The organism is uncultured Roseobacter sp. (assembly GCF_947488185.1).
Taxonomy (GTDB): Bacteria; Pseudomonadota; Alphaproteobacteria; order Rhodobacterales; family Rhodobacteraceae; genus Roseobacter.
In genome coordinates, this window is the sequence record NZ_CANKYM010000003.1 from 414967 (window position 1) to 434696 (window position 19730).

Annotated in this window: 21 protein-coding genes; 14 read left to right on the plus strand and 7 right to left on the minus strand. The window is 61.4% G+C overall.

The window, feature by feature from the left end; genetic code table 11:
- The first annotated feature begins 123 nt into the window (after positions 1-123).
- From coxB to Q1A52_RS13245, 11 genes are all read left to right on the plus strand, one after another.
- Positions 124-1005, plus strand: coding sequence for a cytochrome c oxidase subunit II (gene coxB, locus Q1A52_RS13195; protein WP_299782394.1), 882 nt, complete (start codon positions 124-126; stop codon positions 1003-1005).
- Positions 1006-1063: 58 nt separating this feature from the next.
- Positions 1064-2002 carry a heme o synthase gene (gene cyoE, locus Q1A52_RS13200; RefSeq protein ID WP_300016060.1) on the plus strand — a complete coding sequence of 313 codons (939 nt, stop codon included), beginning with the start codon at positions 1064-1066 and terminating at the stop codon, positions 2000-2002.
- Between the two features lie 3 nt (positions 2003-2005).
- Positions 2006-2170: a cytochrome C oxidase assembly protein gene (locus Q1A52_RS13205; protein ID WP_299782398.1), complete on the plus strand. Its 165-nt coding sequence runs from the start codon at positions 2006-2008 to the stop codon at positions 2168-2170.
- The gene (locus Q1A52_RS13210) at positions 2170-2754 is read left to right on the plus strand and encodes a cytochrome c oxidase assembly protein (protein WP_195818610.1); all 585 of its coding nucleotides are present in this window, start codon (positions 2170-2172) and stop codon (positions 2752-2754) included. Before Q1A52_RS13205 ends, Q1A52_RS13210 begins: the two co-directional genes overlap by 1 nt.
- 22 nt (positions 2755-2776) lie before the next feature.
- On the plus strand, positions 2777-3598 hold the full coding sequence (locus Q1A52_RS13215) for a cytochrome c oxidase subunit 3 (RefSeq protein ID WP_300016063.1): 822 nt from the start codon (positions 2777-2779) through the stop codon (positions 3596-3598).
- Between the two features lie 70 nt (positions 3599-3668).
- Complete coding sequence (locus tag Q1A52_RS13220; protein WP_300016066.1) at positions 3669-4355, plus strand: SURF1 family protein; 687 nt, start codon at positions 3669-3671, stop codon at positions 4353-4355.
- A gap of 4 nt (positions 4356-4359) precedes the next feature.
- Positions 4360-5748 (plus strand): threonine synthase, encoded by a 1389-nt coding sequence (gene thrC, locus Q1A52_RS13225; RefSeq protein ID WP_300016069.1) that lies wholly within the window; start codon positions 4360-4362, stop codon positions 5746-5748.
- On the plus strand, positions 5745-7007 hold the full coding sequence (locus Q1A52_RS13230) for a pitrilysin family protein (protein ID WP_300016072.1): 1263 nt from the start codon (positions 5745-5747) through the stop codon (positions 7005-7007). The genes thrC and Q1A52_RS13230 overlap by 4 nt, the downstream gene beginning before the upstream one ends.
- Positions 7007-7591 (plus strand): GNAT family protein, encoded by a 585-nt coding sequence (locus Q1A52_RS13235; RefSeq protein WP_299782413.1) that lies wholly within the window; start codon positions 7007-7009, stop codon positions 7589-7591. Before Q1A52_RS13230 ends, Q1A52_RS13235 begins: the two co-directional genes overlap by 1 nt.
- 174 nt (positions 7592-7765) lie before the next feature.
- Entirely contained in the window at positions 7766-8578 is an 813-nt protein-coding gene (locus Q1A52_RS13240; protein WP_300016075.1) for an MBL fold metallo-hydrolase, read from the plus strand.
- Positions 8579-8618: 40 nt separating this feature from the next.
- On the plus strand, positions 8619-10034 hold the full coding sequence (locus tag Q1A52_RS13245) for an FAD-binding oxidoreductase (protein WP_300016078.1): 1416 nt from the start codon (positions 8619-8621) through the stop codon (positions 10032-10034).
- A gap of 61 nt (positions 10035-10095) precedes the next feature.
- Here the strand turns inward: Q1A52_RS13245 and Q1A52_RS13250 are convergent, their stop codons facing one another.
- The 5 genes from Q1A52_RS13250 to Q1A52_RS13270 form a co-directional block, all read right to left on the minus strand.
- Positions 10096-10626: an adenine phosphoribosyltransferase gene (locus Q1A52_RS13250; protein ID WP_300016081.1), complete on the minus strand. Its 531-nt coding sequence runs from the start codon at positions 10624-10626 to the stop codon at positions 10096-10098.
- An 11-nt stretch (positions 10627-10637) separates the two neighbouring features.
- Positions 10638-11261 carry a LysE family translocator gene (locus tag Q1A52_RS13255; RefSeq protein ID WP_300016084.1) on the minus strand — a complete coding sequence of 208 codons (624 nt, stop codon included), beginning with the start codon at positions 11259-11261 and terminating at the stop codon, positions 10638-10640.
- A gap of 85 nt (positions 11262-11346) precedes the next feature.
- Entirely contained in the window at positions 11347-12024 is a 678-nt protein-coding gene (locus Q1A52_RS13260; RefSeq protein WP_300016087.1) for a DUF2927 domain-containing protein, read from the minus strand.
- A complete protein-coding gene (locus Q1A52_RS13265; protein WP_300016090.1) occupies positions 12021-12893 on the minus strand; it encodes an S-methyl-5'-thioadenosine phosphorylase in 873 nt (290 codons plus the stop codon). Before Q1A52_RS13265 ends, Q1A52_RS13260 begins: the two co-directional genes overlap by 4 nt.
- 96 nt (positions 12894-12989) lie before the next feature.
- Entirely contained in the window at positions 12990-14735 is a 1746-nt protein-coding gene (locus tag Q1A52_RS13270; RefSeq protein ID WP_300016093.1) for a hypothetical protein, read from the minus strand.
- Positions 14736-14945: 210 nt separating this feature from the next.
- Between Q1A52_RS13270 and Q1A52_RS13275 the strand changes: the two genes are divergently transcribed.
- Entirely contained in the window at positions 14946-16580 is a 1635-nt protein-coding gene (locus tag Q1A52_RS13275; protein ID WP_300016096.1) for a SulP family inorganic anion transporter, read from the plus strand.
- Between the two features lie 146 nt (positions 16581-16726).
- Here Q1A52_RS13275 and Q1A52_RS13280 read toward each other — a convergent pair whose 3' ends face one another.
- Both Q1A52_RS13280 and Q1A52_RS13285 read right to left on the minus strand, forming a co-directional pair.
- Positions 16727-17554, minus strand: a complete 828-nt coding sequence (locus tag Q1A52_RS13280) for a GMP synthase (protein WP_300016099.1) — start codon at positions 17552-17554, stop codon at positions 16727-16729.
- A 108-nt stretch (positions 17555-17662) separates the two neighbouring features.
- On the minus strand, positions 17663-18268 hold the full coding sequence (locus Q1A52_RS13285) for a flavin reductase family protein (RefSeq protein ID WP_195818625.1): 606 nt from the start codon (positions 18266-18268) through the stop codon (positions 17663-17665).
- A gap of 86 nt (positions 18269-18354) precedes the next feature.
- Here Q1A52_RS13285 and Q1A52_RS13290 point away from each other — a divergent pair, with 86 nt between their 5' ends.
- Positions 18355-18861: a GNAT family N-acetyltransferase gene (locus Q1A52_RS13290; protein ID WP_300016102.1), complete on the plus strand. Its 507-nt coding sequence runs from the start codon at positions 18355-18357 to the stop codon at positions 18859-18861.
- A 42-nt stretch (positions 18862-18903) separates the two neighbouring features.
- Positions 18904-19665 carry an EcsC family protein gene (locus Q1A52_RS13295; protein ID WP_300016105.1) on the plus strand — a complete coding sequence of 254 codons (762 nt, stop codon included), beginning with the start codon at positions 18904-18906 and terminating at the stop codon, positions 19663-19665.
- Positions 19666-19730: the final 65 nt, after the last annotated feature.

Consider the following 19730-nt stretch of genomic DNA (forward strand, 5'->3'; position numbering starts at 1 on the left):
AAGCTGAACTCTTTATCTCGCGATCAGAATATGATTGTAAGAGCACAGATTACAACGGACGGGATGGTGCGCAGTCCTTTCCCCGCCCGCCAACCAAAGATGATCCCAAGATCAGGACGACACATGAAACGTTTTTTCACATTCTCAGGCCTGATGGCTGGTTTTGCAGCAACAGCGGCCCAGGCACAGGACAATCTAGAAATCATTGGGCGTCCCGTGGATGGCAAAATGGGCTTTCAACCTGCCGTGACCGAGCTGGCGGAAGACCTGCAGTGGCTGGACGGCATGATTCTGGTGATCATCACCGCGATCACGCTGTTCGTGACGGCGCTGATCCTCTGGGTCGCCATCCGCTACAATGCCAAGCGCAATGCGGAGCCTGCATCCTTCACCCATAATACACCGGTTGAGATCGCCTGGACCGTGATTCCTATTGTGATCCTGGTGTTCATCGGTGCGTTCTCTCTGCCGATCCTGTTCAAGCAGCAGGAGATTCCCGAAGCGGATATCACGATCAAGGTGACCGGATATCAATGGTATTGGGACTATGAGTATGTGGATGAGGGGTTCGAATTCTCCAGCTACATGATTGGTGCGCCTGCAACGGGGGGCACAAACCAGAAATCACCCGAGGTGATTGCACAACTGGAAGCGGCTGGTTTCTCCGAAGAGGAGTTCCTGCTGGCCACCGATACCTCCGTCGTGGTGCCGGTCAACAAGACCATCGTCATGCAGGTCACAGGCGGTGACGTGATCCATGCCTGGACCATTCCCGCCTTTGGCGTGAAGCAGGATGCGGTGCCCGGACGTCTGGCGGAGCTGTGGTTCAAGGCGGAGCAGGAAGGTATCTACTTTGGTCAGTGTTCAGAGCTGTGCGGTCTGAACCACGCCTATATGCCGATCACCGTGAAAGTCGTCTCGGAAGAGGCCTATGCCGAGTGGCTGGCCGGAGCGAGAGAGGAATACGCAGGCATTCCGCAAACCCGCGTGATCGCGTCGAACTGATCTGGCACAGGTGGCCTGAAAGCCCACCCTACCTGCTGATGGCATAGAAGGCACATGAATGGCTGATGCGAGCTACACAACTCCAGCCGGAGAATATGACACGCAACTGGGCGATTATTTTGCCCTGTTGAAGCCGCGTGTCATGTCGCTGGTGGTGTTCACGGCCCTTGTGGGGTTGCTGGCGGCGCCGGTCTTCGTGCATCCGGTAATTGCGTTTTCCTCCATCCTGTTCGTGGCGATCGGGGCAGGGGCCTCCGGTGCGCTGAACATGTGGTGGGACGCGGATATCGACGCCGTCATGCGCCGCACCGCCAAGCGCCCGATCCCTTCGGGTCGGGTGCCAGCGGGCGAGGCTCTGTCGCTCGGGCTGGCGTTGTCGGGCCTGTCGGTGATGATGCTGGGGCTCTCCGCGAACCTGCTGGCTGCCGGGCTGCTGGCCTTCACCATTTTCTTCTACGCCGTCATCTATTCCATGTGGCTGAAACGGTCCACGCCGCAGAACATCGTGATTGGTGGCGCTGCTGGAGCTTTCCCGCCGGTGATCGGCTGGGCGATTGCCACGGGCAGTTTCTCGGTCGAGGCCTGGCTGATGTTCGCGCTGATCTTCATGTGGACGCCGCCGCATTTCTGGGCGCTCGCGCTGTTCATGAAATCAGACTACGACGATGCGGATGTGCCGATGCTGACCGTCACCCACGGGCGTCGTGCCACACGGGCGCATGTATTGGGGTATACGCTGCTCTTGGTGCTGCTGGCGGTTGGCACAGGGTTCACAGCCATTGGCGGCCCGCTTTACCTTGCCGCCGCTGTCCTCCTGAATGCGCTGTTCCTGAAGGGGGCGTTCGACATCTGGCGCCGCGATGAAGCGCAGGCCGAGGCTGACGCGTATCGGGTCGAAAAGAAGTTCTTCCGCCTGTCGCTGTGGTACCTCTTTGCACATTTTGGCATGATCCTGATCGAGGCGATGCTGCGCCCCTTTGGCATGGGGGGGTGGTGAGCCATGACTTTCAAGCCTGAACATGAACTGCACACGCGGCGCAAGGGCCGGAACATCGGTGTTGGCCTGATGCTGGCCGGCTTCGTCGTGCTGGTGCTGGCTCTGACCTTCACCAAGGTCACCAATGGCGATTTTGAGTTGCCCAAGGCAGAGGAGCTGACCCAGTAATGGCGCTGTCAGGACCTGCGAAAACCGTTGCCCAGACTGTCAGTGTCGTGCTTGTCATGGGCGGGCTCGCCTGGGCCTCCGTACCGTTCTACGACTGGTTCTGTCGGGTGACCGGATTTGGCGGTGTGACCGGCGTGTCCGATGTCGCCCCGGATGACGTGTTGGACCAGACGATAAAAGTGCGTTTCGATGGCTCGCTGCACAGCGAAATGGCGTGGACCTTCAAGCCGGTCGAACGCGAAATGGAAGTGCGCATCGGTGAAACCGGCCTGGCCTTTTACGAGGCCTACAACCCGACGAACCGCCCGATTGCAGGTTCTGCCAGCTACAATGTCACCCCCTATCAGGCGGGCGGCTTTTTCAACAAGATCCAGTGTTTTTGTTTCGAAGAACAGATCCTGCAGCCCGGCGAACGGGTGCAGATGCCGGTGACCTTCTACGTGGACCCGGAAATCGTCGATGATCGTGACGGAAAATATATACATACCATCACACTCTCCTATACATTCTACGAAATTGACCTGCCCGAAGGCTATGCCGCCGTGCAGGACATGGAACCAACCTCAGACACAAGTCTGAACTGACCAAGATAAGGCAAGCGACGTCATGGCCCATGAAAAGAACCACGATTACCACATTCTGAATCCCTCGATCTGGCCCCTGTTGGGCGCGCTCGCCGGGTTCTTCATGCTCTTTGGCGCCGTTTTGTGGATGCAGGGGATCACGCCGTTCATGTTCTGGGGCGGTTTCGTCGCCGTGCTCTATGTGATGTTCGGCTGGTGGTCCGAGGTCGTGGCTGAAAGCAAGATCGGCGATCACACCCCCGTGGTCAGGATTGGCCTGCGCTATGGCTTCATCCTCTTTATCATGTCCGAGGTGATGTTCTTTGCCGCGTGGTTCTGGAGCTTCTTCAAACACGCCATCTACCCGATGAGCGGATACGCGGGCACGGAATACGTGCAGCCGGAAATCTACCACGTGGACGCGTTCCACCTGCCGCTGATCAACACGCTGATCCTGCTATTGTCGGGCTGCGCGGTCACATGGGCGCACCACGCGCTGGTGCATGAAAACAACCGCAAGGATCTGATCTGGGGTCTGGCGATCTCGATCATCCTCGGTGTGCTCTTCACAGCGCTGCAGGCCTACGAATACTCCTACCTGCTCTACAAGGGCTGGGAGTTCGGCGGGGACAAGTTCTACTCCAACTTCTTCATGGCCACCGGCTTTCACGGCGCGCATGTGATCATTGGGACGATCTTCCTGACCGTCTGTCTGGTGCGCGCGTTGAAGGGGCATTTCACGCCAGAGAAACACGTGGGCTTCGAGGCCGCCGCCTGGTACTGGCACTTTGTGGACGTGGTCTGGCTGTTTCTCTTCTTTGCCGTTTACATCTGGGGTGTCGGGCAGATGCCCGGAGCGCATTAAACGGCCTTACATGTCTTGAGAAAAAAGCGCGCGGCTCTCGCGCGCTTTTCCTTTTAGGTCCGGAACACTCATGCGGCGACTGGCATTCTTTCTGATCTTCGGGCTGGGAGGGGCGGCGATCCTGATCAGCCTCGGCATCTGGCAGGTGCAGCGCCTGGCCTGGAAAGAAGGTCTGCTGACCCATATCGAGACCGAGATAGCCGCCGACCCGGTGGCGTTGCGCGACGCGCTGGAGCCTGAACCGCGCCGTTATGCGCCGGTGCGGCTTACCGGCGCATTCGATCCCGAAGGGGGCCATGTCCGGGTTTTGGCGTCACGGAAGTCCATTGGTGCTGTCTACCGCATCATCCGCCCGTTTCAGTCAGAAGGGTATGGTCGGGTGCTGGTTGATACCGGCTGGGTGGCAGATAGCATTACTGCTCTGCCGCCAGTACCGGAGGGACCGGTGACGCTGGTTGGCAATCTCGATGATCCCATTGAGGCGGATGGGTTCACGCCCGCACCTGACCTTGACACCAACATCTGGTTTGCCCGCGACGTGCCCGCCATGGCCCGCACGCTGAGCACCGAGCCGGTGCTGGTCGTGTTGCGCGAGGCGCCGGATTCGGACCTTGGCGTGACGCCCTGGCCGGTAGACACCGCTGGTATTCCGAACGATCACTTGCAATATGCGATCACATGGTTCTCGCTGTCTGCCATCTGGCTGGCGATGACCGCCATTTTCCTGCGTCGTCCAAAGGCGGCCAACAAAAGCTGAGACCATGCGTTACATTTCGACCCGCGGCACCGCACCCATCCTGAATTTCGAGGAGGCGATGTTGACCGGCTTGGCCCGCGACGGCGGTCTCTACGTGCCCGAGACGATCCCGCAGATGACCGGGGCAGAGATCGCGCGACTGGAGGGTCTGAGCTATGAGGCGATTGCGTACCGCGTGATGCGGCCGTTTGTCGGCGATGTTTTCACGGATGACGAGTTCGAGGGGATCATCGACCGGGCCTATGCAGGCTTTGGTCATGCGGCGCGGGCGCCTCTGGTGCAACTCGATCAGGGGCATTTCCTGCTGGAACTGTTCCACGGGCCGACGCTGGCCTTCAAGGACTTTGCGATGCAGCTCATCGGGCAGATGTTCCAGACTGCACTTGGGCGCAAGGGGGAGCGGGTGACCATCGTGGGCGCCACCTCCGGCGATACCGGCTCGGCGGCGATTGAGGCGTTCCGGGGTCTCGACAACGTGGATGTCTTCATCCTCTACCCGCATGGCCGCATCTCAGAAGTCCAGCGGCGGCAGATGACTACGCCGACGGAGAGCAACGTGCATGCGCTGGCGATGGACGGCGATTTCGACGACTGCCAGGCGCGGCTGAAGGACATGTTCAACGATTTTACCTTCCGCGATGAGGTCAAGCTGGCGGGTGTGAATTCGATCAACTGGGGCCGGGTGCTGGCGCAGGTGGTGTATTATTTCTCTGCCGCCGTCTCGGTGGGCGCACCACACCGCCCGGTCAGCTTCACCGTGCCCACGGGCAACTTCGGCGATATCTTCGCGGGCTACATCGCCAAACGCATGGGTCTGCCCATCGACAAGATGGTGGTCGCGACCAACCAGAACGACATTCTCGACCGCTGCCTCAAGGGGCAGGGGTACCACAAGGGTGAAACCGTGCCTTCGATCAGTCCCTCTATGGACATTCAGGTCAGTTCCAACTTCGAGCGCGCGCTGTTTGATGCCTATGACCGCGAGGGTCCGGCCATTGTACAGCTTATGGAAGAGTTGAAAGCGGGCGGTTTCGAGGTGAGCCAGGGCGCCATGCAGGTGCTGCAATCGCACTACCTCTCGGGTCGCGCCTCCGAGGAGGAAACCTCGGCCACAATTGCCTCCGCGCTGCAGGCAACCGGCGAGCTGCTCTGTCCGCATTCTGCCGTGGGCGTGAAGGTGGCGGAGGCGCATCGGGTGACCGGCACGCCGATGATCACGCTCGCCACAGCGCATCCGGCGAAGTTTCCTGACGCCGTGGAACAGGCTTCGACGCAACGGCCCCCCTTGCCCCCGCGTATGACAGACCTGTATGAACGCGCGGAACGGGTGAGCCGGGTGCCAAATGATCTGGCAGCCCTCACCGCGCATATCAAAGGGCACAGAGCTGCGTGACACTGAACCAACACCGCCTGCCAAACGGCTTCCGCATCGTAACAGAAGAAATGCCCGGCCTTGCCTCGGCCTCCGTCGGCGTCTGGGTCACCGCGGGTGCGCGGCATGAGACCCCGCAGCAGAACGGCATTGCGCATTTCCTGGAGCATATGGCCTTCAAGGGCACCAAGCGCCGGACCGCGCTGCAGATCGCCGAGAGCATCGAAGACGTGGGCGGGTACATCAACGCCTACACCAGTCGCGAGGTCACGGCCTATTACGCGCGGGTGTTGCAGAACGACGTGCCCCTGGCGCTGGACGTGATCGCCGACATTCTGCTGAACCCGACGCTGGAAGAGGCCGAGATCGAGGTGGAGCGCGGCGTGATCCTGCAGGAGATCGGGCAGGCGCTCGACACGCCGGATGATGTGATTTTCGACTGGCTGCAGGAGCAGGCCTATCCGGATCATCCGATGGGCCGCACCATCCTCGGCCCGGCAGAGCGGGTCGCCAATTTCACCCGCGCGGACCTTCAGGGGTTCATCAAGCAGCACTATGGGCCTGAGCAGATGATCCTCTCTGCGGCGGGTGCGGTGGATCATGAAGCCATTGTGAAGCTGGCCGAAGAGCTCTTCGGCGGCATGGAGGCGCGGCCGGTCTTTGACGCGGACGCAGCACGGTTCTTGGGCGGCGAGCGGCGCCAGCCGAAGGCGCTGGAGCAGGCGCATTTTGCGCTGGCCTTCGAGAGCCCCGGCTACCGGGATGACAGCATCTATACGGCACAGATCTACGCCTCCGCCCTGGGCGGCGGCATGTCGAGCCGCCTGTTTCAGGAAATCCGCGAAAATCGCGGGCTGTGTTATTCGATCTTTGCGCAGGCGGGCGCCTATGCCGATACCGGCATGACCACGATCTATGCGGGTACCAGCGCGGCGCAACTGCCGCAGCTGGCCGAGATCACCATTGATGAGATGAAACGCGCGGCCTCTGACATGTCCCCGGCCGAAGTCGCACGGGCGCGGGCACAGATGAAAGCGGGGCTGCTGATGGGCTTGGAAAGCCAGTCGAACCGGGCGGAGCGTCTGGCGCGGCTGGTGCAGATCTGGGACCGCGTGCCGCCGCTGGAAGAGACCGTAGCGATGATCGACGCGGTGACCACGGGCGACGTGCGCGAGTTTGCGCAAGACATGGCTTCTGCGGCCCCGGCGGCGCTGGCGCTTTACGGACCGGTTGAAGATGCCCCGAGCCTCGCGGCCTTGCAGGAGCGTCGGGCGGCGTGATGCTGCGCGGGTTTCGGAAACTCCGCATTGAAACGGAACGGATGACCTTGCGCCCGCCGATCCATTCGGATTTCCGGGCCTGGACCGCGCTGCGGGCGCACAGCAAGGATTACCTGACCTCCTGGGAGCCCAGCTGGGCCAAGGATCATCTGACGCGCAAGGCCTTTACCAACCGGGTCTATTGGGCGCAGCGGTCGGTCTCGGGGGGCACGGCGCTGCCGCTTTTCCTGATCCGGCGGCAGGATGATGCGCTGCTGGGGGCAATCACGCTCGACAATATTCGGCGCGGTCCCGCACAGGCGGGCACCTTGGGCTATTGGACAGGGGAGCCCTTTGCGCGGCAGGGGTATATGCGCGAGGCGATCACCGCATTGGTGCACCATGCCTTTACGCAACTGGATCTCAGCCGGATCGAGGCGGCCTGCCTGCCGGAGAACGCCGCTTCGCGCGGATTGTTGGAAACCTCGGGGTTCAAATACGAAGGTGTGGCGCAGAGCTATCTGCAGATTGACGGGCGCTGGCGCACCCATGTGCTTTATGCCGCCCTGCGCAGCGACCGGCGCGGCAAGACGCAGGCGGGGTAGGATTTTCTTTTGCAGCTTTTTGCAAAAGCCGCGTGCCTCCGGCGGGGATATTTTTTGCCAGAAGAAGGTGTTGAGGCGCGTTTTTGGGCGAACGGCCTGTCGTATCGGCGGCGCGCCTGAAAACCCTTCGGTGAATCGGGAGATCGCGATAGGCTATCTGCGTGGGAGGTGGTCATGCTCATTCGGCTTTTTGCAGTTTTTGTTTTTATGGCGCAGGCGGCGGTGGCGCAGGAGCGTACACCGAGCCATTGCGTCGCATTGGCCGCAGCGCCGGGTCTGGAGTATGTGGTGCCTGCGAGCCTGGGTGCGGTGGCCGAAGAGACGGTGCGCATTCACTACATTGCCCACGCAAGTTTTCTGATCCGCAGCCATGGCGGGCTGAACATGGTGACGGATTTCACTGGGTTTACCGGATCGGCCCCGATGATCCCGGATGTGGTGACGATGAACCATGCGCATGACACCCATTGGACGGCGCACCCGGATCCGGCGATCCCGCATGTGTTGCCCGGCTGGGGGCCGTTCGGAGTGGGTATTGAGCATCATCTTGATCTGGGTGAGGTGCTGATCCGCAATGTCTCCACCGATATCCGGTCGCAGTTTTCCGGGGTGGAGGAGAAGGGGAATTCGATTTTCGTCTTTGAACTGGCGGGCTTATGTGTCGGGCATTTGGGGCATCTGCATCACGAACCGGATGCGGCGCAATATGCGGCCCTCGGGCGGCTGGATGTGGTGATGGCGCCGGTGGACGGTGGCTATACGCTGGATCTGCCCACGATGATCCGGGTGTTGAAGCGGCTGAAATCCTCTGTCGTGATCCCGATGCACTGGTTTTCGCTTTATGCGCTGGATGAATTCCTGACCGGCATGTCGGATGAATTTGCGGTGGTGGAGGTCGGCGGCCCCGCGCTGGACATCTCGCTGGACCGGTTGCCGGGGCGGCCCACGGTGATGGTCTTACGCCCGGCTCTTCTCAGCACGCCCTGAGCCCCCTTGCATCGCGTTCTTGCGCGGGGGATCAAGGGGTATGGATTTAAACCCTGCCGATTCCGCCTTTGAGACACGCCTGCGCCAGCATTTGCCGGAGGGGGTGATCAAAACAACCGAACCGCGGCATCTGGAGGAGCCAAGGGGCCGTTACCATGGGCGTGAAACGCTTGTTGCCCTGCCGCGCACAACCCAAGAGGTGGCGGCGATTGTGCGGTTGGCTGCCGATGCGCGCGTGGGCATTGTGGCCTATGCGGGGGGCACCGGGCTTGTGGGCGGGCAGATATCGCCGGACGGGCCGTTGCCGCTCATTCTGTCCTTGGAGCGAATGACGGAAATTCGAGCGGTTTATCCGGAGGAAAACGTGCTGATCTGCGAGGCCGGTGCGGTGCTGGCCGATGTACAGGCTGCGGCGGAAGAGGTGGGTCGGCTGTTTCCGCTGTCGCTTGCCTCCGAAGGATCGGCGCGGATTGGCGGAAACCTTGCGACCAATGCCGGGGGCACGGCGGTGCTGCGCTATGGGAATGCCCGCGATCTCTGTCTGGGGTTGGAGGCGGTGCTGCCCGACGGGCAGATCTGGCACGGGTTGAAGCGCTTACGCAAGGACAACACCGGCTATGATCTGCGCAACCTGCTGATCGGGTCGGAAGGCACGCTGGGCGTGATCACGGCAGCAGCGTTGAAGCTGAGCCCACGTCCGGCGGCTATGGGAACGGCCATCTTTGTCGTGCCGTCACCGGAGGCGGCTTTGTCCCTTCTGGCACTGGCCCGATCGCAATTGGGCGAATTGGTGAGTGGCTTTGAATTGATCAACGGTCAGGGCCTGGCGTTTCTGGCGGAAACCCTGCCCGAGGTGCGCCAGCCTTTTGCTGCGCGGCCCGAGTGGTCGGTATTGATTGAGGTGGGGGTGGTCGCCGGTCTGGACCCTCAGGCGGCGTTGGCGGATCTGTTCGAGGTGGCCGCGTCAGAGGGGGTGGCCCTGGACGGGGTGATTGCGCAGAGCGCGCAGCAGTCGGACGCGTTCTGGTCCGTACGCGAGCACATCCCGGAGGCCAACAAGCGTGTGGGGGCGATCATATCCAGCGATGTGTCGGTCCCCCTCGGCGCCATTCCGGAATTCATTGCCGAAGGCAGGGAGGTGATCGGAGGGGTCGGCACCTTCCGCATCAACTGCTTTGGCCACGTGGGAGACGGCAACCTCCATTACAACATATTTCCCCTGCCGGGGCAGAAGGCGTCGGATCATGCCAACCAGCGCGCCGAATTGCAGCGGGTCGTACACGATCTTGCGCACCGGCTTGGTGGATCGGTCAGCGCCGAGCATGGCATTGGGCGGCTGAAAGTGGAGGATCTGGAGCGCTACGGCGATCCCGCCAAACTCTCTGCGATGCGGGCGATCAAGGCCGCGCTCGATCCTTTGGGCATCATGAACCCCGGCGCGGTCCTCAAGAAATGAGGCGCTGCCGCGCCACACGATGTTTTTCAAATCCTTCCAGGATTTGGTTTTCGGCGCGGGTTTAGAGGCCGTCGAACGCACAGAGGGCATGGACATCCATGCCCATGGCTTCAAGTTTTCTGCGCCCCCCAAGCTCCGGCAGGTCGATGATGAAGGCGCAGGAGACGATTTCGCCACCCAACCGCTCCAGGAGCTTGATCCCGGCCTCTGCGGTGCCGCCGGTGGCCAGCAGGTCATCGACCACGAGCACTTTTTCGCCGGCCTTGATGGCATCGTCGTGGATTTCGACAATCGCCTCGCCGTATTCCAGTTTGTAATCCTGACTGATCGTGGTGCCGGGCAGTTTGCCCTTTTTGCGGATCGGCACGAAGCCGACCGACAGCTGGTGCGCGATGGCCCCGCCGATGATGAAACCGCGCGCTTCCAGGCCGACGACCTTGTCGATCTCAAGCCCCGCGTAGGGGTGCAGCATCTGGTCGATGGCCATGCGAAAGCCGCGCGGGTCGGCAAAGAGCGTGGTGACGTCGCGGAACATGATCCCCTCATGCGGGAAGTCCACGATGGTGCGAATGTAGTCCTGTACCGTTTTCATGGTGTTCTTCCTCAGGCTGCGCGGCGGAGCGTGGCGGTCAGCACGCCCATGCCGATCAGTGTTGTTCCGCCCGCACGGGTGATCCATGTCAGAACCGAGGGGCGACCGATGACGCGGCGCAGCCGGTCTGCCAGCAGCGCATAGGACAGTGCGTTTACCGCGGCGAGCGTTACGAAAGTGGCAATCAGAAGCGCAAACTGCGGGAGTAAAGGGGCCTCCGGGCGCAGGAACTGTGGCACGAAGGCGATGAAAAAGGCGATGGATTTCGGGTTGAGCGCAGTGACGGCGGCGGTGTGGCCAAAAACACCCTTTGCGTTGATCTCGAGGGTGGCTGGCGCCAGGCCCGCGCTGGGGGCGGAGCGGATCAGCTTGATCCCCAGCCAGACCAGATACCCAGCCCCGACCCATTTCAGCAGGGTGAAGAGCGTGGCCGAGGCCAGGACCAACGCCCCCAGTCCCGCGAGCGAAGCGCTCATGGCGATCAGATCGCCCATGGCAACACCTGCCGCAGAGGCGACCGCGACAGAGCGGCCTTTGGACAGGGCATAGCTCAGAACCAGCAGGACGGTCGGACCGGGGATCAGCAGCAAGGCGGTGGAGGCGGCGACAAATGTCAGCCAGAGATCAAGAGGCATTGTGTTTCCTTGGTTTTCGCGATGACACCCCGCCAGTTAAAGTGGTTTGAGCCACGCCACGTCAAGCGTCATGGTCGGGTGGGCGTCATTGAGGTGGGTAGTGTCGGTGCAAGGCCATAATGTCTTGCGGTTGCAGTCGGGTGACGGTGTTGTCAGATAACTCAGCAAAGATGGACCGGAACCTGTACCACGGGCTGTCGATGTCCGTCATCAAGCCGGTTGCCTGCACGACCTCTTCGAGCATGATGGACTGCACTTCCTCCCACCTTGCATCGCGGGCAAAGAGGATGACGGCCCGCTGGATCTCATTCTTGCCGTTCCACCAGACCCAAAACATCGCGGCGGGCATTTCATTGCCGTTCAACTCGGGCTCCGGAAAGTTCCGGATTGTGCTGCCGATCTTCTGATCCACCAGATAGATCGCGATGTCCGGTGTCTCGTCCGGGTCGGCCCGGCGCAGATGCAGCCCTGCGCCGGCGGCGTTGACTTCCGCGATTGCTTGGAAAAGCGTGCGGTGGATCGGTGTGCGCAGAAGCCGCGGGTAATTTTGATGGATGGCGACGATGCCCAGGCTGAGGTCGCGTGCTTTTTCTTCCGGCCACCGCACGCTGCTTTTGGCACATGGACCGCCGGGGGCGGCGGCACAGCTGACCAGATTGTAAAAGGCGTCATCACTCAGCGGTGCATCCGGCACGGAAATGTAGTCTTGCGCGCCCGCAGAGGGGCCAAGCCAGAGAAGTATGAGGAAGAGCCAGCGGATCACAAAAGGCGACCGGCAACCGCATCGAGTTTCGCCATCAAGGCCGGATCGCGGGCTTCCGGCGCAGTCAGGATCGCGTATTCGAGTGCACGGTCGCATCCATGCGGGCAGGGCGTGCGCTCTGGTCCCAGCAATTCGGGAAGGCGGCGGACCATGTCGCGGCCCTTGTCCGCGTTCCCCATGAGCGTGGCGATGATCTGGGTCACGTCCACCTCGCCATGATCGGGGTGCCAGCTGTCATAATCGGTGATCATCGCGACAGAGGCATAGCAAAGCTCGGCCTCACGGGCGAGTTTCGCCTCCGGCATGTTGGTCATGCCGATCACATCCGCGCCCCAGCTTTCACGGTACATTTTGGATTCGGCCAGTGTCGAGAATTGCGGCCCTTCCATCGCGAGGTAGGTGCCACCCTTGTGCACGGTGATGCCTGCGTCCTTCGCGGCGATCTCACAGGCGTCGGTCAGGCGCGGGCAGGTCGGGTGAGCGACCGACACATGCGCTACGCAGCCGGTGCCGAAGAAGGATTTCTCCCGCGCGAACGTGCGGTCAATGAATTGATCGACAAGGACGAAATCTCCCGGCGCCATCTCCTCGCGAAAGGAACCGCAGGCCGAAATAGACACCACATCGGTGCAGCCCAACCGTTTCAGCGCGTCGATATTGGCGCGGTAAGGGACGGAGGTCGGGCTATGAATGTGGCCGCGCCCATGCCGGGGCAGGAACGCCATCTCCGTGCCGTGCAACCGTCCGGTCAGGATCGCGTCTGACGGGGCACCCCACGGGGTTTCCATACTGGTCCAGTTGGTGTCTTCCAGCCCGTCGATCTCGTAAATGCCAGAGCCGCCAATCACGGCGATCTTGGGTGCGGTCATAGTATGCTCCGTTCTGTGTCCAGCTTGGATCGTGGCGGGAATAGGCGGTGAAATCAATGGGGTGGGCAGGTTGATTTTTCGTGAGCGGCGCGTGCGTCAGTCCCGCCGGATGATGCCGGTCACGGCGGCGGCCGCAAGACCTGTTACAATCCAGCCCGTGGTGGTTGCGACCCAACGCCACCACCACAGAAACGTTCCCCAAGCCCCACGCGTGGCCGATGGCGCCCAGGCATCGGTCTGGCCGAACGCGATGATCGGAATGGCAATGTCCGCACCATAGGCCAGCGCATTGAACGTCTCCCAATCGCGGCCGGGGGCCATGTCGGGCCACATCTGCTCCGGTGTCTCGGGGTCGGGGGACCATCCCGCCGGGATGACGTCACCAATCCAGACATGGGCGGGCGCGCCCTCAACAGCATGGTGGGCAAGCCAACCCGGTGACACCAGAACATGCGCGGAATTCGGGGTGATGCCGCCTGTCTGCCACGCCCGGTCGGCAAAAACGGCGCTGAGGGCGATCAAGGCAAACAGGATCATCACGCTGCGAAACGGGTGATAGCCGTATCCCACCACGGTGCGCGCCAGAAAGGACCACAGGATGACGTGGAAATTGATCTGCCGGAGGGTCACACCGTCTTCTGGTGTCCCGTTATTGAGGTTAACTGCACTAAAAAAGCGGTGCCGCAGCAAACGCCGCTCCCGCTCGGCGAGGATATCGCGCGCATCGCCGTCTTGCCCCATCTCGCGGTAGACCTTGGCAAGCTGGGTATAAGGCTGAGGGAGGAACTCATGACCCCAAGTGCTGCCCTTGGCAAGCCAGTCGAGCCGGTCTGAGAGCCGCGGAAACTCTGCATTCCGGATACGCGTGTAGGTGAAACCGTTCAGAATGAGCCTGTTTTTGGGTGGCCAACTGCGCGGATCGTCCACCAGGCTACCCACCTGTGCCGCGCTCAAATCGATCACGCCCTGGCCTGTTCTGACACCGCGAAAGAAGAAACCCTCCGTCACCTGCGTGCCTTGGGCTTTGAGGGCGTGGCCAGCGGTCGCGTTGAATGTAGCGCCGTCGCAGCCAAGCTGCCCGCCGATGGTGGTGCCGCTGACCGTGACGGTTGCCTCTGCGGTGATCTTGCGCAGGTAGACGCTCCCCGTTACCTGCGCGCCTTGGGCGTTGAGGGCGTGGCCAGCGGTTGCGTTGAATGTGGCACCGGTGCAGGAAAGCTGCCCGCCGATGGTGGTGCCGCTGACCGTGACGGTTGCCTCTGCGGTGATCTTGCACAGGTAGACGCTCCCCGTTACCTGCGCGCCTTGGGCGTTGAGGGCGTGGCCAGCGGTCGCGTTGAATGTGGCACCGGTGCAGGAAAGCTGCCCGCCGATGGTGGCGCTGTTGATTGCAACGGTTGCCTCTGCGGTGATGTTTCGCAGGAAAATGTCGCCCTTTACCTTTGCGCCTTGGGCGTTGAGCGCTGGAAACGCGCTGCCGTCCAAGCTGAGAAGTTGTAGTTTCGCCTGGAGCGCCTCAATTGGCTCGTCAAAACGGCACCGGATGAGCCCGGTGACTCCTTGCGCAGTTGCGAGCCTCAGATCCAAAGTGCCGGTGATACGGGCGCCGTAAAGCTCTACGCCCCAATTGGCCACGGGGTGTGCCTCGCAGCCACCGGTGATGAGATAGCGCAGGACACCGGCACGGATGCGGACCTGCGGGTCTGGCGTGCCTTTTGGGGGAACCGCATCGCCCAGATAACAGGGCTTCCCGGCCAGAGAGGCAGCGAGGAGCTTTTCTTCGGCGGGAGTAGGGCCGTCGAGCAGGTCGTCTATATCGGCGCGGGTGCGGATGAGGGGCATGAAAGGCTCAGATGCTAAAATCGCATTAATTGCGGGCAGAGTAACGTTGCATTGCTGTTTGTGAAGGGCCGACGCGCGGGCGTTCATGAAATATTTACCATAACCGCGCAGGTCGGTGGGGTTTCCATTTGGGGCGAAAGCGTCTAGGGAGCGCGCAAATCTACCGGCCCGGTCCGGTTTTTTCACAAGATACGATTTAGGATATTGAGCATGGCGCGAACGACGTTCAGCAGCTTTACTAAGAATTTGGACGTGACCGATCTGCGCTGGATGCCGGAGGACGGGTTTTCGCCCGCCCGGCTGCGGATCGAGTTGTTGTCGGGTCTGACCGTGGCGCTGGCGCTGGTGCCCGAAGCGGTGGCCTTTGCCTTTGTCGCAGGGGTGCACCCGCTGGTCGGGCTTTACGCGGCGTTTCTGGTGGGCCTGATCACGGCATTGATTGGGGGTCGTCCGGGCATGATTTCGGGGGCGACCGGGGCGCTGGCCGTGGTGATGGTGGCGCTGGTGGCTGAACACGGGGTCGAATATCTCTTTGCGACCGTTGTCCTGATGGGGCTTTTGCAGGTCTTTGCGGGCGTGATGCAGTGGGGCAAGTTCATCCGGCTGGTGCCGCATCCGGTGATGCTGGGCTTTGTAAATGGCCTCGCCATTGTTATTTTCCTGGCGCAGATGAGCCAGTTCAAGGTGCCGGGGACCATGGAGAACACAGGCCACGGCATGGGGGGCGGTGAATGGCTGAGCGGTCAGCCGTTGTTCCTGATGCTGGCATTGGTGGCCGCGACCATGGCGATCATCTGGGTCATGCCGCGGATCACAAGAACCATCCCGGCGCCGCTGGCGGGCATTGGTATTGTTGCCGCCGTGGTGATCGGCTTTGGGCTGGAGGTGCCGCGGGTGGGGGATCTGGCCTCCATTCAGGGCGGCTTGCCGAGCCTGCACATCCCGATGGTGCCGCTGAACTGGGAAACCTTCGAGATCATCCTGCCCTATGCGGTGATCCTGGCAGCCATTGGTCTGATCGAGAGCCTGCTGACGCTGAACCTTGTGGGCGACATGACCAACCAGCGTGGCGGGGCGAGCCAGGAGTGTATCGCGCAGGGCGTAGCCAATACGGTCACCGGGTTCTTTGGCGGTATGGGCGGTTGTGCGATGATCGGTCAGTCGATGATCAACGTGAAATCGGGCGGCCGCACGCGGGTGGCCGGGATTGCGGCGGCCATCTTTCTGTTGTTGTTCATCCTGGTGGGCGCGCCGATTATCGAGCTTATTCCACTGGCGGCGCTGGTCGGTGTGATGTTCATGGTGGTGATCGGGACCTTTGCCTGGAACAGCCTGACGATCCTGCGCAAGGTACCCTTTACGGATGCTTTCGTGATCCTGTTGGTGACGGTTGTCACGGTGATGGAAGACCTTGCGGTTGCGGTTGTCGTGGGCGTGATCGTGAGTGCGCTGGCCTACGCCTGGAACAACGCGCGGCGCATTTATGCCACCACGCGGGAGTCGCATACTGAAAAGGGCGCCAAGGTGTACGAGATCAATGGGCCGCTGTTCTTTGGGTCATCGGACGGGTTCATGGAGCTTTTTGACGTGGCGGACGACCCGGATACGGTGATTGTGGACTTTGCCGAGAGCCGCGTGGTCGATCAGTCGGCGCTGCAGGCCATTGAGGCTTTGGCCGCGAAATATGAAGCAGCGGGCAAGACCTTGATGCTGCGTCATCTGAGCCGGGATTGTCACAAGCTTTTGCAGAAGGCCGGGCAGTTGATGGTCGACAGCGACGACGACCCCGATTACGCGCTGGCGGTGGACTATTCGGTGCGGACCGGGATGTTGGGCGGACACTGACGCTGGACGGCGCTGTTGGCCTGTGGCCAAGGCGCCCCGCCCACCGTCCCGCTTGGGATGATCGAGGGCAAACGGGGCCGCGACAGGCCGCAGGTTTGCTTTGCAAACCCACTTGTCTGCATCGTCGCTCCTGCGGAGCGACGGGGTTAGTAGATTTTGAAGCTTGCCACGAAGGGCAGATGGTCCGAGACGCTTTTGCGGAAGGCCTCGCGCCCCATGTCCATGGTCCAGTGCATTGGGAACAGCCGCAGACTGCCCTTGATGTAATCCGTCGAGAAATTACGGCTGACGGCAAACCCGTCCAGCAGGTTGGCGCGGCCTTTTTCGAGAACATGTGAGAACCGATCCTGCAGATCCCACGAGGACACGAAGTCCATCACATCATCCCCGCCGAGGAAGTGGAAGTTCGACACGTCCTGCCCGGGGATCATGTTGAAATCCCCCATCAGGAAGATGGCGCGGCGCTTCAACCCCGGCGTCTGGTGGATCTGCGAGATATAGTCACCGATCACCTTGCATTGACTGTCGCGCATCTTCTGCTGCGGCTTGTTGCGTCCGGACTTTAGATGCACGCCGATGACGATGGCCTTGAGCTTGGCGATCTTGATATCGACTGCGAAGGCCTGGCGCCCGCCGGTGTAATCACCTTCTGAGCCTTCGATGAAACGTGGATTGGTTACCTCTATGCCGGGCTTGTGCAGAAAACCGATATGAATATTGCCGCTCTTCTGAGGCAGGAGGGTGTGGTTGTACTCGACGCCGTAGGTTTTCAGTTTTTGCACCAGCGTTTCGATGTAACTGGCCGGTGACACCTCTACCAGCGTGACAAACTCCGCATCCAGCAAAGCCAGACCTTCTGCCTGTTTCTCCGCCTTCTTGGAACGCGCGGAGATCCCCACGGGACGCCCCGGCAAAGAGTAACCGGCAAGGTTCCAGACGGCTGCGCGAATAATCGAATGATTGAAATTGGTCATGATACCTCTCTCTTCTTTTACCGGCGGTGGAAATACATACCGCCGTGCACCTATGGATTGCACCATAGCACAAGATGGAGAGGGCGTTGCTGTTGCTGTGTCAGGCGCCTACATGCCTGGGCGCACCAGTTCGAAAAGCTCTGTCACGCGGGCGTAGTCATGATAGCCCAGACGGCTGAGCGGCTGGAAACTGGTGACGTCGAAACGCCCGTCCACGATGGTGTCGTTTCGGATATGAACGCCCACCACCTCACCAAAAACCACAAAGTTGGTCTCGCCCTCGACCTTGATGATCTGGGTCATCCGGCATTCGAGTGCGGCAGGCGCACCGGTCACGCGGGCGCAGTCGATCTCGGTACATTCCGTTGGGGTGATGCCCGCCGCGTCAAATTCGTCCTGATCCTTTGCCAGCGGGGCGGAGGAGGCGTTCATCACATCGCGCATGCCGTATTCGACGATGTTCACGCAGAAGGTGCCGGTTTCGCGGATATTCGCCACGGAATCCTTGGTGTCGCCCCGGTCGGGTTTGCTGCTGGTAGAGGCGAACATCACCTGGGGCGGCACATAGGCCACGGCGTTGAAAAAGGAGTAGGGGGCCAGGTTGTTGCGCCCTTGCACATCGCGCGTTGAAATCCAGCCAATGGGGCGCGGGCTGACGATGGCGTTGAAGGGATTATGCGGCAGACCATGGCCATCGGCGGGGCGGTAGAACATTGGAAACTCCTGATCGTTTGCAGCCGGTGTAACGCATGTGCTACGGGCGGGCTACCTGAAACCCAAGCCGGGGCAACGCGCCTGCCGTGTACGAACTGAAAGTAGAAACCGCGCAGGATGTGCATGAGGTCGAAGCGCTTTTCGATCTGTGTTTTGCGCCCGGACGCGAGGCGCTGTCGTCCTACCGGTTGCGGGATGACGTGGCCCCCGTGGCAAGCCTCAATCAGGTTGCGCGGGATGTGGATCGCATCCTGGCGGGCGCAATTCGCTACTGGCCCGTTCTGGCCGGAGGGGCGGTGTCTCTTTTGCTGGGTCCGATCGCCGTGCACCCCACGCGGCAGGGGGAAGGGTTGGCAAGTGAGCTGATCCGCAGTTCTCTGGCGCTTGCGGCGCGTGACGGGTGGGCGCGGGTGATGTTGGTTGGCGACGCGCCTTACTACGCGCGGTTCGGCTTTGAAAAGCTGAGCGGTGTTGTCATGCCCCCCCCCACCAATCCGGACCGTGTGTTGGGGCAGGCGTTGGTGCCCGGCGCGTGGAAGGGCATCGCCGGAACGGTTCAGCGGTACCCGTCCGACGGTCCGGGGCCTGATTGAAAACGGCACATCTCTCCCCATCTTTGAAAGAGGAGAGATTTTATGGATGATATTTCACAGATTGTACCGGTAGATGTGGACGCGCAGTTGGATGCGCTCGCACGGCGCTACAAACGCGCCAGTGGCGGGGCGGTCGATCTCCTGAACATCATCGGTGGGCGTGCCGAAGGTCTGTTGGACCGATTGCCCAACGCCGCCCAGTCCGGGCTGCAGGAGGCGACGCGCCGGGCGTTGGAGCAGGCCATGAAGGTGGCGCACAGCAGCCGCGATGTGGTGCCGGATCAGAAAGGCTGGCTCAACACCGTGGTGGGCACGGCCATGGGCGCCGCCGGCGGGGTCGGCGGGCTGCCCACGGCGCTCGCGGAACTGCCGGTCACCACGACCCTTTTGCTGCGGATCATTCAGGGGGTCGCCGTCGAACACGGGTTCGATCCGTCGTCGGAAAGCGTGCAATTCGACTGCATCGAGGTGTTCGCCGCTGCCGGACCCTTGGCGGAGGATGACGGCGCCGATCTTGGCTTTCTCTCTGCGCGGGTGACGCTGACCGGTCCTGCATTACAGAGCATCATCACGCGGGTGGCCCCAAGGCTGGCCACGGTTCTGGGCCAGAAGCTGGCTGCGCAGACCGTGCCGGTATTGGGGGCGGTGGCCGGGGCCGCGACAAATTACGCCTATACGACCTACTACCAGGAAATGGCCCATGTCCATTTCGGTCTGCGAAAACTGTCGATAGACGCGGATGTGCCCATTGAGGAATTGGTGGCCAGATTGCGCGTGCGCATGGCCTCGCGGGATTTGCGCTGATTCAAGATTGTCACAGGGTCCGGTCTGTTCTGCCGTGCAGGCCTTGATTTGTTGGCAAACCGCTC

Coding starts and splice junctions, on each gene's coding strand:
- Q1A52_RS13215 (WP_300016063.1), top strand. CDS start 2,777: ATGGCCCATGAAAAGAACCACGATTACCACATTCTGAATCCCTCGATC.
- Q1A52_RS13275 (WP_300016096.1), top strand. CDS start 14,946: ATGGCGCGAACGACGTTCAGCAGCTTTACTAAGAATTTGGACGTGACC.
- Q1A52_RS13295 (WP_300016105.1), top strand. CDS start 18,904: ATGGATGATATTTCACAGATTGTACCGGTAGATGTGGACGCGCAGTTG.
- Q1A52_RS13205 (WP_299782398.1), top strand. CDS start 2,006: ATGACTTTCAAGCCTGAACATGAACTGCACACGCGGCGCAAGGGCCGG.
- Q1A52_RS13270 (WP_300016093.1), bottom strand. CDS start 14,735: ATGCCCCTCATCCGCACCCGCGCCGATATAGACGACCTGCTCGACGGC.
- thrC (WP_300016069.1), top strand. CDS start 4,360: ATGCGTTACATTTCGACCCGCGGCACCGCACCCATCCTGAATTTCGAG.
- Q1A52_RS13285 (WP_195818625.1), bottom strand. CDS start 18,268: ATGTTCTACCGCCCCGCCGATGGCCATGGTCTGCCGCATAATCCCTTC.
- Q1A52_RS13210 (WP_195818610.1), top strand. CDS start 2,170: ATGGCGCTGTCAGGACCTGCGAAAACCGTTGCCCAGACTGTCAGTGTC.
- Q1A52_RS13245 (WP_300016078.1), top strand. CDS start 8,619: ATGGATTTAAACCCTGCCGATTCCGCCTTTGAGACACGCCTGCGCCAG.
- Q1A52_RS13240 (WP_300016075.1), top strand. CDS start 7,766: ATGCTCATTCGGCTTTTTGCAGTTTTTGTTTTTATGGCGCAGGCGGCG.
- Q1A52_RS13250 (WP_300016081.1), bottom strand. CDS start 10,626: ATGAAAACGGTACAGGACTACATTCGCACCATCGTGGACTTCCCGCAT.
- Q1A52_RS13265 (WP_300016090.1), bottom strand. CDS start 12,893: ATGACCGCACCCAAGATCGCCGTGATTGGCGGCTCTGGCATTTACGAG.
- coxB (WP_299782394.1), top strand. CDS start 124: ATGAAACGTTTTTTCACATTCTCAGGCCTGATGGCTGGTTTTGCAGCA.
- cyoE (WP_300016060.1), top strand. CDS start 1,064: ATGGCTGATGCGAGCTACACAACTCCAGCCGGAGAATATGACACGCAA.
- Q1A52_RS13220 (WP_300016066.1), top strand. CDS start 3,669: ATGCGGCGACTGGCATTCTTTCTGATCTTCGGGCTGGGAGGGGCGGCG.
- Q1A52_RS13235 (WP_299782413.1), top strand. CDS start 7,007: ATGCTGCGCGGGTTTCGGAAACTCCGCATTGAAACGGAACGGATGACC.
- Q1A52_RS13280 (WP_300016099.1), bottom strand. CDS start 17,554: ATGACCAATTTCAATCATTCGATTATTCGCGCAGCCGTCTGGAACCTT.
- Q1A52_RS13255 (WP_300016084.1), bottom strand. CDS start 11,261: ATGCCTCTTGATCTCTGGCTGACATTTGTCGCCGCCTCCACCGCCTTG.